General features: G+C 38.8%; 7 protein-coding genes. All 7 read left to right on the forward strand.

The annotated features are described in order from the left end of the window. The first annotated feature begins 568 nt into the window (after window positions 1–568). From ACL8WY_RS00935 to ACL8WY_RS00965, 7 genes are read left to right on the forward strand one after another with little or no spacing between them, the layout of a single operon-like run. Window positions 569–1,861 carry a patatin-like phospholipase family protein gene (locus tag ACL8WY_RS00935; protein ID WP_436516386.1) on the forward strand — a complete coding sequence of 431 codons (1,293 nt, stop codon included), beginning with the start codon at window positions 569–571 and terminating at the stop codon, window positions 1,859–1,861. A gap of 2 nt (window positions 1,862–1,863) precedes the next feature. Next, on the forward strand, window positions 1,864–2,766 hold the full coding sequence (locus ACL8WY_RS00940; RefSeq protein WP_436516387.1) for a ComEC/Rec2 family competence protein: 903 nt from the start codon (window positions 1,864–1,866) through the stop codon (window positions 2,764–2,766). Window positions 2,767–2,769: 3 nt separating this feature from the next. Beyond that, a complete protein-coding gene (locus ACL8WY_RS00945) occupies window positions 2,770–4,902 on the forward strand; it encodes an N-6 DNA methylase (RefSeq protein ID WP_436516388.1) in 2,133 nt (710 codons plus the stop codon). After that, window positions 4,886–6,220, forward strand: coding sequence for a restriction endonuclease subunit S (locus ACL8WY_RS00950; RefSeq protein WP_436516389.1), 1,335 nt, complete (start codon window positions 4,886–4,888; stop codon window positions 6,218–6,220). Before ACL8WY_RS00945 ends, ACL8WY_RS00950 begins: the two co-directional genes overlap by 17 nt. Window positions 6,221–6,230: 10 nt before the next feature. Next, a complete protein-coding gene (locus ACL8WY_RS00955; protein WP_436516391.1) occupies window positions 6,231–6,617 on the forward strand; it encodes a hypothetical protein in 387 nt (128 codons plus the stop codon). A 6-nt stretch (window positions 6,618–6,623) separates the two neighbouring features. Beyond that, window positions 6,624–10,619 carry an ATP-dependent DNA helicase gene (locus tag ACL8WY_RS00960; RefSeq protein WP_436516392.1) on the forward strand — a complete coding sequence of 1,332 codons (3,996 nt, stop codon included), beginning with the start codon at window positions 6,624–6,626 and terminating at the stop codon, window positions 10,617–10,619. Further along, window positions 10,620–13,910 (forward strand): type I restriction endonuclease subunit R, encoded by a 3,291-nt coding sequence (locus ACL8WY_RS00965; protein WP_436516393.1) that lies wholly within the window; start codon window positions 10,620–10,622, stop codon window positions 13,908–13,910. Window positions 13,911–13,923: the final 13 nt, after the last annotated feature.

Raw genomic sequence — 13,923 nt, forward strand, 5'->3', positions numbered from 1 at the left:
TTAACATAATATGATTATATAAGCACGGTTGTGCGGCTGGATGGATTTGCGATTCATCTTTTAATGAAGAGTTGTTGTAATAGAAACCTGGATTTGCTTTTAACATAAGATCGGTACCGATATAGAACTATCAGCCCATAGGCTAGCACACAGATTCTATATCTGATCTTATGGTAATTACTCGCCGTGCTCGTAAGCAGCAAATCCATAGAATTGTTATATAATGTCCTGCGTTATGTTAATATAGCTTCGGTTCTGGGTTAGCATTAATAGTTTAGGGTTTGGCCTTTTTTCATCCTTAGAAGCAGTAACATCATTTCTTAGCAGTAACGAGCACTCTTTTGCCACTCGTCACGAGCGAGGAATTACCATGCGCAGTGAGGAATGTTGGTAGTGGGGCAGGAGAGTGGCAAATGTGTGCGAAAAGCATAAGTACCTAAACAACAATATTGTTTAAATGACTTAACATATATCTTCAGTCTACTATCGATTAAAAATGACAATATTCTTAAATTAAATCATATATGATTAACAACTGTTTGTAACTTTAACTGATTACAGAAAATGCATGAAAGAAAATAAAAAAATAGGTCTTGCACTCTCTGGTGGTGGTTATCGAGCTGCAGCATATCATATTGGGACGCTTCGCAAACTCAGGGATATGGAGTTACTTGATTCAATAGACGTCATTTCTTCCAATTCCGGAGGATCGATAATAGCTGCCACCTATTGCATACATGTTGATAATTATGACGGTTTTGAAAAAATCATGCTCCGAGGACTAAAAAAGAGTATGATTTCAAGGCTTTTGATATCATGGAGGTTTACTCCAATTTTTCTTATCATTTTATCCATTCCAACTTTATTGTGGATATTCATAGGCGGATTTTGGGCAATGGTATCTTTACCTGTTATAGCAATACTTATTGGCTTTTTTCAATTCAATCTTCTACCATTTAGTAAAGGAAATGAGAGAAATTATCGCAAGATATTTCATGGAAAAACAACACTTAGTGACTTGCCCGACTCTCCTCAGCTAGTAATAAACTCGACTAATGTTGAAACTGGAAGACCATTTACTTTTGCAACAGATAAGATGTCGGATTCCACTTATGCTTATCCAGATGATGGAACTAAAGGAATCAATTTTGTTCATAAAAAATTCCCAATTGCAAGAGCGGTTGCAGCCTCTTCCTGTGTTCCTTTCGCTTTTTCGCCTGTAACCATAAGCAAAGAGTATTTCCAAGATAGAGACGATTTCAAACGTATAAAACCTAGGTTAGTAGATGGGGGCATATATGATAATCAAGGCATCCATAAGCTTGCATTTGGACTGAGCTCTTATTCTTGTGATGTTATAATTGTAAGTGATGCAGGCAACCAAATGCCATTCAAAAATACCTACAGAAATGTTCTTGCCCTTCTAATTCGAATTAGTGATGTGTTCATGAACAGGATTAAGAATCAGCAAATGATCGATTTGTTGTTTGATAGTATTGAAAGCAAAGATCGAGAAATAGCATACCATTCTCTTGGATGGGATTTTAGTAGATCAATTGATGAGTTCATTAGGGCGATGAAGAATAGCCAAATACTTGCCCATGTTTGGCAATCACATGGAATTACAAGTCAGGAAATAGAAGATAATCAATGGGATGAGATTAAGAGAAAGGTGCTGAAATCAGTGGATTACTCAAGCGTTATCACAGATGCTAATACCCAAGAACAGGAAAAACTGGCTAGGAGTGTTGGAACCAATTTGACTCCATTGTCAGACGTGAAAATTGAAGCATTGATTAATCACGCCTCAGTAATGACTGAACTTCAAATTAAACTTTATTGTCCAACCTTACTAAAATAATTATGGCATTTGAATCCAGACATACTCGCTTTAGAGCATATCAGCTAACCTCATTAGGTTCGTCTTTTTCTTACTGGGATGCAGCAACTAAAAATTTCACATTAGGGGAGGCGCGCCTTAATGATGATAATGTAAGATCAGTAGCGCATGAACTTGGTCGGTGCGGAAAAAACCAGATAGATGAACTATATATTTCTAGTTGGGACAAGGATCATTGCACTGCAAGTGAACTCGAATTGATCTTGAATAAACTAAAGCCCAAAACAATTCTGTACCCTGGTTACGAGCCAGACAGTGAAAAAGAAAATCAAACTCGATCTAAGCGATTAATAGATGAATACTTAGGGCCTCCAAATCCAACGAAATATCAAGGAAGATATACTGGAAATCAAGCTCAGTCTTGGGGATATTCAAAATTCACTCATAGCCAAGATCTTTCCAAATACCAGAAATCAAATGACAAATCTGTCATTCATATGTGGCGCACTGGAAATATCTCTGTTTTAAGTGTTGGGGACTTGGAGTCTCCTGAATTAGCTTCCAAGTTGGCAGTAAACACTCTAATGAAGGAGGTCGATGTGCTTATTCTTTCCCATCATGGCAGTAGTCCTGATTTCACTACTAAAGAATACCTTGAAGCTTTATCACCCAAGGTGTGTTTGGCATTAGTGGACAGAAAGAATCAGTTTGGTCATCCCAATCCCAATGTGTACAGAAGAGTCAATGAGGCTAGTTGGTATTTTTCAACAAAAGACGGTGATGTGATCATTGAGACATATGGTGAGAATCATGATTGTTTTCAGGTCTTTAATTATGTTTCGAATGGTGAGAAGCTGGATAAGATTAAATCATTTAAATGTAAAAAGAAGGATAAGTTTGAAGAAGAATTAGCGAACCGATTTTAATCAATGACAAACGAACAACTAAAGGAATTAGAAGATAAGTTATGGGATTCGGCCAATGCACTAAGGGCATATGGTGGACTCAAGGCATCCGATTATGCTGTACCAGTGCTGGGATTGATATTCCTAAAGTTTGCAGAAAACAAGTACAGCCAGTATGAATCTGATATTTTGGATGAATATCAAAAGTCCAAAGGCTCTCGAATGGAGCAGCCCATTCAAAAGATTGCGTTAGCCAAGTGTGGGTTTTACTTACCTGACAATGCTCGATTCAATTATCTACTGAATCTCCCTGGAGAGGATAGCATGGCAAAAGCACTACGGGAAGCCATGGAAGGCATAGAAAAACATCAGGATGCTAAGTTTCAGGATGTACTGCCCAAGGAGGCTTACTTTGATATAGAAAAGAAGAAGAAGGACATCCTACCTCAACTTTTAAAGGCATTCTCTGATATACCTCAAGATGCTTCTGGTGATGTGTTTGGGAAGATTTACGAATACTTTTTAGGCAAGTTTGCTATGAGCGAAGGGCAGAAAGGTGGGGAGTTCTTTACGCCAACATCAGTTGTACGTTTCATTGTGGAAGTGATAGAACCTTACAAAGGAAAGATCTATGACCCAGCCTGCGGATCGGGTGGGATGTTCGTACAATCTGCTCATTTCTTACAACATGAGAATCATGACCTCAGCGATATTTATGTCTGTGGACAAGAGTATATGGGCGAAACGGTACGATTGGCTAAAATGAACCTCATGGTTAACAACCTAAGAGGTGAGATCATAGAAACAAACTCTTACGAGGAAGATCCACACGAGAGCTTTGGGAAGTTTGACTATGTGATGGCTAACCCGCCATTCAATGTAAAGTCGGTAAAGGAAAGCACAGTTAAGGAAGACAAGCGTTTCTACAACTATGGTTTACCCAAAAACCAAGGCAGGAAAGAAGACAAGATTTCAGATGCCAATTATCTCTGGATTTCCCTTTTCGCCACTTCATTAAACAAAACAGGTAGAGCAGGTTTTGTGATGCCCAACTCTGCCAGTGATGCGAGGAATTCCGAGTATGAGATTAGAAAGAAGATTGTCGATAGTGGAATAGTGGATTGTATGGTCAGTATGCCGTCCAACATGTTCTTTACCGTTACACTTCCAGCTACCCTTTGGTTTTTTGATAAGCAAAAGGTGAATACCGATCGCAAAGACAAAATCTTGTTTTTGGATGCCCGAAATGTCTTCCACCAAATTGACCGTGCCCACAGAGAGTGGACAGAGGAGCATCAGCAGAATCTGGCAGCCATTGTGCGTTTGTATCGAGGTGAGACCGATCGTTTTCTGGAGCTCATTCACAAATACATCGTCAATGCTGATGAAGCCATTCAAGAGGTAGGGCCGGCAAAGGCCAATCTGGAATCAGCTTTGGAGAAGCTAAGCAAGGGATTGAAAGCCTACGCTGAAGAAACAAAAAATGAAAAGCGCACCCCAGCCAAAAAGCAAGCCCTGGAAGAATCTGATTTCTACCACAAACTGGCACAATGGGAGCGAAGTAAACCTGAAATCATAGATCAAAAATCACTTCAGCAATCATTGGTTGAAACCTCTCAGGAAAATGCAGCACAACATGAGGCAGCCGAGTACCTAAAAGCATTAACTGAACAATACAAAAATGAGTTGGGAGCACTGAAAAAGGATGTAAATACACTTACCGAACTCTGGAAGCTGGCTGACAAACATGCCAAACTCAAAACTGATAAAGCATGGACAACCAATGACCTAAGCCGTGCAGACAAAGTGCTGGAAGCAGAACTGGAGGCTTATATTGAAGCGGTAGAACAAACCACCTACTGGTACAATAATATCCATTGGCTCCACAAACGCTTCCCAGAAGCTAAATATCAGGATGTAATTGGACTATGCAAAATGGCAGATCGATCTGAGTATGCTGAGGAACAGGATTATTCTTTGAATGCAGGAAGGTATGTTGGGGTTAATGTTGATGAGGATGAATTAACTGATAGAGAGTTTAAACAACGGCTATCTGAACAAAGCAAACAGTTCCTAGAATTAAGTCAATCAGCTCAATTACTAGAACAGTCTATTGCAAAATCTTTAAGATCTATAATGAATGAAGTGGGAGACTAAGACATTAGGTGAAATATATGATTTGGAAGGTGGAAAGGTTCAGACTGGACCATTTGGTTCTCAATTACACGAATCTGATTACACGGAATTTGGTGTACCAGTTATTATGCCTAAGGATATAAAGAATGACCAACTAGATTTTTCTTCTATAGCACGAATTTCTGAAGATGATGCAAATAGACTTTCTCAACACATTGTAGAAATCAATGATGTTATTTTCCCAAGGAGAGGGGAGATAAACAAGAGAGCCTTAATTACTGAGGACACAGCTGGAGCATTTTGTGGAACTGGCTGTATTAGATTAAGAGGTACTGGAACCATTCTAAATCCTGAGTATTTGTTTTACTATCTGAAGCAAAAAAACATTGTTGGGTGGATTGAAAACCAGGCTATTGGCGCCACTATGATGAACTTGAATACTTCAATTCTTAGAAGTATCCCAATACATTATCCAGAAAAAGTTACTGAACAAAGGGAGTTGGCGTTCATTCTCTCTGCCTATGACGACTTGATTGAAAACAACAACAAGCGCATCAAACTGCTGGAAGAGATGGCAGAGGAAATCTACAAAGAGTGGTTTGTGCGCATGCGTTTTCCGGGCTATCAGGATTGTAAGTTCTTTGATAAAGAAGGAAATGTAGTGCCATATGGTACTGAGGGTGCTTTGCCCGAGGGGTGGGAGTTGAAGGACTTAAATGACATTGTTGATATTATTTCTGGGTTTGCGTTTAAAAGTGAATCATTTGAAGAAACGGGGAAATATAGGCTTGTAACTATTAAAAATGTTCAAAATGGATTTTTCGTAACTGATACTACTGATTGTATTCATGAATTACCAAAAAAACTGAAGGAGGATATTTTTATAAAGGATAAAGATATTCTTCTTTCGCTCACAGGAAACATTGGTAGAATATGCTTGGCATATGGTGATAATTATTTGCTAAATCAACGAGTTGCAAAGCTGAAACCTAGATCTAACGAATTGTTTGAATTTGTCTATATGTTTTTCCGAAGTGAAATCTTGAGAAGAACTTTGGAGAATTTATCTAATGGGGCTGCACAACAAAACTTGAGCCCAATAGATATGGGAAAACTAAAATTTGGAATTCCAAACCAATTACTCCTTGAGAAATATTCTGGAATCACATCTCCTTTCTTTGAAGAGATAATCGCATTAAACAAAAAAAATCAAGCCCTCCAGGAAACCAGAGACTTACTCTTACCTCGACTGATCAGTGGTAAGTTGGATGTATCAGGTTTAGATATAGATGAAACTGAAAACTTGAGTATGGCTGCAGAGCCGGAGGCAAATTATTAACAACTTTGAAATGAGCGAAACTGTAATTACATCGATTATAACTTCAGGTATTATTGCTTTACTATCCGGACTAATTACCTACATCATTCAGGAAAGAAAGCTTCAAGCTGAGAAGAGTAAGATTCGAGAACAATTTGATCTTGAACGAGAAAAGCTTGAAGAACAATACAAAACGGAGAGAAGTGCAGATGCAGCACTTTCCAAATTCTTGCGACATGTCAAGTTTAGAAGACGGTCATTCAGTTTTATTAAGAGCAAAATGGGAGGGTTTGAGGATGAAGAGCTAAGGCGAATGCTAATTAGAAATGGTGCAATAAGATCCTATGAGAAAAAGGCAAATAAAAATATAGAATGGTGGGAGTTGCTTGAACAATCTAAAGTCGAACCAGAAGAGTAAAGAAACATGGCCAATTACAACCTACAAGACCCATTAGATTTGGATATCATGAACGCTACCTTCGATGATTACAGCGAAGATGAATGGGAGGAATACATTGAGTTGGCCAAGGAGAAAAATCTGGGGTTTAAGAACATCAATGCACTTATCAGTGCCAAGAAAAAGGCGGGCTTATCAAAATACTTGAGTCCAAAAATGATCAAATGGGCACTGAATCTGGTAGATGAACTGGACGAGCTTGAAGAAGATGATGAGAAGGATGAGAAGGCACAAGAGTTCATGGCTTCAGATCAGTTTCAAATGCCTCCGGCTCATGTCACCTTGCGAGTGGCTTGGCATGATAATAAATGGAACGGGCACATCTGTAATGATCCTGAGAATAATACCTTTTGCAATGGGTTTAACTCGCTCTTATCCGAACGTATCCGCAGACGTAAGGATGAAAACATGGAGAATGAGTTGAAGTACAAAGGTCAGTCCATTGCAGACATAGATTATCAACCACCTTGTTTTTGGTCAGCCAATCTATTTGGTTCTACATCTTTAAATGTGAAGCACGATAACCCTGCCGCTCCTGGTCTTGAGTTAATAGAGGAAGAATTGCCAAAGAACTCCATGCTGAGCTGGCCATTTGCGGTCTCCTTTACCCGTACATTCAAAGAGCAAAACGAGAGTGGAGCATACCCTAAGAATTTAGAGAGTGTACGCATACCTCGGTTCACGGCTAAAATGCATGAGAACAAGAGCATTGCCTTTATGTATGCTAAGTTCTCCAACCCAATCACAGAAGAAGAGCAACAATACTTAGTAGTAGGTGCAGGTTTGATTGACGGTAAACAAAACGCCAAGGACATCAAGCATTTTGGACCAAAGTCTGAGATAGATGCCATCAGAGAAAAGGAATACAAGAATTACAAGAATCGAAATTTCCCTAGCATGAACTGGGCCATGCAGTTCAGCTTTGATGATTATTCTAGAGTTCGCATGCCTTACCATGAGTACTTGGAAGCAGCCGAGAAGCTAGATGATAATGCTAAGGATGAATTCTTGGATAAGATTAAGGTTGCCATTACAGAGCCAGAACTGGAATGGTGCTTCAAGTATGTAGCTATGGATGTTGGAGATGATGAAGCCATCTACATCCTAACTAAGATGCGAAAGTCCTTGATGACTTGTAAAGATGATGGGGTGGTGCCCGTTGCACAAATGCAGGAAAACATAGAGAAGGTTGAAAATCTATTGGATCTCGCCTGGAGTTCACGTTCCTATTTCCCGGGTTTTGTAGGTATCAGTAGGGCATTGCTCAATCAACGGGACGAACCCAACTTTCCTTTGGAGCAGTTTTATGAAGACTTCAAAATCGATGCTGAACAGCCCGATGAAGAACTACTGGCAATATTTAATGCGCCCAAGGCGGCAAACTTGCCACCCAAGCAGCTAGCTGCTATCAATGATCTTAAAGACCGATTGGATCAAAATGGATTTTCCATAGAGCAGTTTTTGCATTTAAGCATGCTAAACTTGAAGCCCTTTCAGTTTCAACGAATTTTGGATGGCAAGCTCAAATTATCGGATGACTGGATTCGGAAGTTTGATGATAGCGTCAGGCGATCCCACGATCCAGAAGATATTATTGCCAATCCTTATTTGCTCTATGAAGATTATGAGTACTGGCCAGATTCACACGATGATGTGTATGGTGAGGAATTGGATGCTCCCATTGATATTTTCAAAATAGACATTGCTTATTTTCCTGATACGCGGTTCTTAGCTCGTCTAGATATGCAAAGGACGATGAACTTCGTAGATAAGCGTAGAATCAGAGCCTTGATTCTGAGGCATCTCCACACTCTTGAAAATACAGGAGATTGTTTCTCTGATGCAGATGCATTGCAAGAAGTAATGACGGCTTACCCCTTGTTTTACGATATTGGTGAAGAGTACAAGTTACCTGCACATTTCTTTCATCCTGTGAAGAGTGAATATGCCAATCACTTCCAAGATGATCGAAAAAAACTCGTATTGGTAGAAGAAAATGATACGACCTATTACTACTTGACGCAGGTTTACAATGCTGAGAAAAACATTGAAGGTAAAGTAAATGAGCTATTGAGGTCTCCTGATAATAATGAAGCTTTCCCAGACCTTGATCAGTACATTGAGGATTCAGTCCAGAAATTGTCTGATCAAATTGGAGAGGGTTTTGATCAAGAGTCCGCGGGATTTCGAGAGGAGAGGAGAAAACTCTATCAAAATGTATTTACGAAGAAGTTTTTCGTTATTTCAGGGAGTGCCGGAAGTGGTAAATCCTATGAGATACTGAACATTCTCAAGCATTTAGAGGAAAATGAAAACCAGAAATATCTACTGCTGGCACCTACAGGCAAGGCAGCACTTCGATTAAGCTCAGACAAAGACTTTCCGGGAATTACAGCGTCTACAATAGACAAATTCGTTGCAGATGTCACTTATAATAAGATATCAAGGGCGAAGCTGAAGGAGTTTAAGAATGTGATCATTGATGAGACTTCAATGGTCGATCTGCTCAAGTTTGAAAAACTGATTGAAATCTTCAATTTCAAAGAACCTTCATTCAAGAGATTGATACTCATAGGAGACCCCAATCAGCTACCGGCTATTGGCTATGGACGTGTGCTAGCAGATTTGATTAGTTTCTTACGAATCACAAAAGAGTATTCCTCAAACTTTATACAGCTCGAAACTAACTGTCGATCAGAATTGAAAGACAATGAAGTACTGGAATTAGCAGAAGCCTTCAAGCAAAAAGGAGAGCTTTCATCTCGCCTACATCAGAAGTTGGAAGATCAGCACACAGATATTTCTGATGGATTTCGTGCCTTGTACTGGGAAAATAAAGAGGAGTTATACGATCAACTCAAAAAGGAATTCATTCGCTTATCTGAGACTCAAAAAATAAAGGGAGATCTGTATTCATCATTAAACCAAATTCTTGGTTTAAAAAGCACAGGAGAAATTCTGAATACAAAATCAGGGATTGAAAATTTCCAGATTTTATCACCCTATCAAGCACAATACTCTGGTGCAAGCAAGATCAATGAGTACATACAGAATGAGTTTAAAAGGGGTGTTCCTTATGAATTAAGAAAAAGTCTCTATAAGAAAACGGACAAGCTCATCAGAACTAAGAATTACTATCAGAATAAGAAGTTACTCTTATCGAATGGTACGCTTGGGTTCATTGGTGGTAAGAACTACAAAGAACATTTCTACTTCGAAGATGTCGATGGTTTGTTAGACATTTCTTTTAGCGAGATAAGAAGCATGGAACAAGAGTTCTTTGAATTGGCTTATGCTGTTACAGTTCATAAATCGCAAGGAAGTGGCTTTAATCACCTGTTTGTAATCGTACCTGCTCGCTATGGCTTGCTGTCAAAGGAATTGATCTATACCGCATTAACACGTACGAAGAAATCCATTACACTCTTTCTGCAATCGAATCATGAAAAGAAAAGTGTTTTGGAAATAGCTATGAGTAGATCCTTCTCGGCATCAAGACGAACAAGTCTTATGTTAGATAAGCCATACAGATTCTACGATTTAGAACCAGAATCAGGTGTCTATGTAGAGTCGCGTGTTGAGCTGCTTATTTATCACATGTTGATGAAGAAAAGAGATGAGCTAGGGAAAGATACTTTTGATTTCGCCTATGAGGAAAAGCCTATCATCAATGGAAAAGAAATCAATATTAAAACGGATTTTACTGTTTATGCCAATGGCAAGACATGGTACTGGGAGCATTTGGGCCTTCTAGGTCAGAGAAAGTATATATGGACTTGGCAAAATCTGAAAAAGAAGACCTATCAAGAATCTGGAATTTGGAACGATATCATTACGACTGATGAGTCAAATGGCATCAATCCTCAAACTATTGAAAACTTAATTGAGTTGATTATTGACGACAGTGTAGAGACGGAAGATAAATTCAATCAATATTCAAATCATCATTATTATTTGAGATAAATGGCCTTTCTGAACGAATCACATATTGAAGAAGCAGACATCCAATTTTTTGAATTGGTCCTCGGCTATCAGCATATCAATGCCTGGGAAAAGAAATTGGTTGGTAGAGATACGCTTAAAGATGTGGTGCTTAAAGATCGTTTGAGAGCTAAGCTTTCAGAAATCAATGGTCATCTTCCTGAGAAAAGTATCAACCATGCAGTACAGGAGCTATGTAAAAGTCGTGCAACACTTACACCAGTTCTAGCCAATAAAGAAGTCTATGAGTTAATTAAAGGTGGAGTGCCAGTTACTTTCTTAAATACAGCTGGCAGGGAAGAAAATGATTATGTGAAAGTCATTGATATTGATGAACCCGCAAACAATGAATTTCTGGTTGTTTCTCAGCTGAGCATAGAATACTTGCAGACAGACAATATCACACGTAGACCGGATCTACTGCTCTATGTGAATGGCCTACCTCTGGTGATGATTGAGTTGAAAAATGCAACAGAAAAGGTCAAAGTGGGCTATGATAAAAACCTAAAAGACTATCGTAGAGATATTCCTCAGCTTTTCTGGTACAATTGTTTTGTCTGCATTTCCAATGGAATTCAAACACGAGTTGGCGCTTTTAATGCTTCTTGGGGGCATTTCTTTTCGTGGGTAAAAATGGAAGATACAGCCATTAGTCATGAACAGATGAATAGGGAAGAGGTAGAGGCTGAAAGCAGAGACTCTAGCAGCCGCTTAAGCCTTGAGTTATTTGGTCGTGGATTATGTCAAAAGAATAGCTTATTAGACTATTTTGAAAATTTTGTCTTGTATCACAAAAACAAGATTAAAATCATAGCTAAGAACCATCAATTCCTTGGAGTTAATAATGCCATTTTATCGCTAAACAATCGAGAAGGTAAAGGAGGGAAGTTGGGCGTTTTTTGGCATACCCAAGGGTCTGGTAAATCCTACTCAATGATCTTCTTTTCAAGAAAGATTCATCGCAAAGTAGAAGGTAATTGGTCATTCCTGATTATCACAGATCGCAAAGACTTAGACGATCAAATTTTTAGAAACTTCTTAGAAACTGAGGCCATCCCCAAAGTCGAAGATCCCAAAAAAAACAAATACCGACCAAAAAACAGAGACCAATTAAAACTTGATCTGCAAAGTAACCTGACACATTCATTTGCCTTGATTCATAAATTTGGAATAGAGAAAGGGAAGACCTATCCTAAATTGACAGACCGAGATGATTGGATTGTCATCGTTGATGAGGCACATCGTACGCAATACAAGGGATTGGCGGAAAATATGCGTATTGCAATACCAAATGCACAATACATTGCTTTTACCGGCACTCCATTGCTTAGAAATGAGCAAACTAAAGATTGGTTTGGTCCCTATGTATCGGAGTACAACTTTGCTCAAAGTATAGAAGATGGCGCAACTGTGCCGTTGTACTATAAGAAAAGTGTACCACGTGTAGAGCAAGTCAATGAAGACCTTGTCGGAGATGCAGCTGAGATTTTAGAAGATGAAAATCTTAGTGAAGAACAAAAGAAGAAATTAGACAAAGAGTATTCCACCTTACTCCAAGTCGTTAGGAGAGAAGATCGTCTTCAAGAAATTGCTAAACATATTGTGCAGCATTACCCGTATCGCCTCGATGTTCTTGATGATAATCAGCATCGCAAACCTATGAAAGCCATGGTGGTTTGTATTGACAAATTTACAGCCGTCACGATGTTTGAATTTGTTCAATCCGCTCAAAAAGAAGAAATTAAAGAACTTCGAAAAAAGATTGTTAAAGAGAAGAATTCTGAGTTAAAGGAACGCTATAAACGCGCGATTGATTTCATGGAGGAAACCAGAATGTCAGCTGTAATCAGTCAGGAGGGTTCTGATAAAGAAGAAAAGGAAGTATTTGAAAAAGAAGGGCTCAACATTACACCTCATCGGAATTTGATGGATTATCCCGATAAAGATGGGAGGAACATTGAAGACTACTTCAAAGACCCAAATAATACCTATCGGATTGTATTTGTTACTGCTATGTGGCTTACTGGATTTGATGCTCCTTCAGTGTCTACATTGTACCTAGATAAGCCCCTACAAAATCACACATTGATGCAGACCATAGCTCGGGCAAATCGTGTTATAGAGGGGAAGAAAAATGGACTAGTGATTGACTACTTCGGAGTATTTAGAAACCTTAAAAAGGCACTTGCGGCTTATGCAGAAGGAAGCAAGGGTAAATCAACTGAGGACGACTCAGATGAGTTTCCAGTTAAGGAGTTTGAAGAGCTCTTATCATTGTTGAAGAATGGAATATCTGAGGCAAAAAGCTATTTTAAGCAACTTGGTGCTGATATAGATGAGATTATCAACCTTGGTGAAAGAGGTTTTAAAGAAGTTGAATTATTTCAGGAGTTCGCCAATATCATTCTTACAAAGGATGATTATAGCAAGCAGTTAGGCCTTTTTGTAAACACCATCGCTTCACTTTATGACTCAGCAAAACCTGAAATCTATAATTATCCGGATATTAAGAAGTCAAGAGACGTATTCGAATACCTAAAAAAAGTAGTTGACAGGCATGTAGACCAGGATGAAGCAATAGAACGAGCTAAGAAAAAAATAGATGCTTTATTAGATTCAAGCGTCTTGGCTAAGGGTGATTTAGTTGGTGATCCTAAGGTTAACTATCTCATTGAGCAAGGAAAGCAAATTGATTTAAGTAAGCTGAACTTTGAACTACTCAGAGCAGAATTCCCTGAAAAGAAACATAAAAACATCCAGTTTGCTGATTTGCGAGAATTGATGGAAATCAAGCTTAAACAGATGCTTGCTCAAAACAAAACTCGTGGTTCATTTCTAGAACGGTTCGAAAAGGTAATTGAAGATTATAATTCAGGCAGTTTATCCATCGAAGAAGCCTACGATGAACTTGTCAAGCAAGCTGAAGATTTATCAGAAGAGCAGGAGCGAGCGGCAAAAAATGACATGAATGAAGAGGAGTTGGAGCTTTTTGACTTGTTAAAGAAAGAGAAATTAACCAAAGAGGAAGAAAAGAGTGTAAAACTCGCTGCGAACAACTTGCTCAAAATACTGTTTGACGCCAAAAACAAAATCTTGATTCAGGAATGGCACAAGGATAAAGCCACTCAGGAAATGGTGCGCCAAGAAATAAAGAAGATTCTGAATGAGACGCTACCTGATAGTTACGACAGAAAAGTCTTTTCAGAAAAGACAGATGTAGTATTTCAGCATTTGTACGAGCAAGCAGAGCTTGGTCGAGGATTTGCAGCTTAATATTATGTTAAGT

Origin of the sequence: Ekhidna algicida, assembly GCF_051379705.1 — a bacterium.
In the GTDB taxonomy this organism is placed as follows: domain Bacteria; phylum Bacteroidota; class Bacteroidia; order Cytophagales; family Cyclobacteriaceae; genus Ekhidna.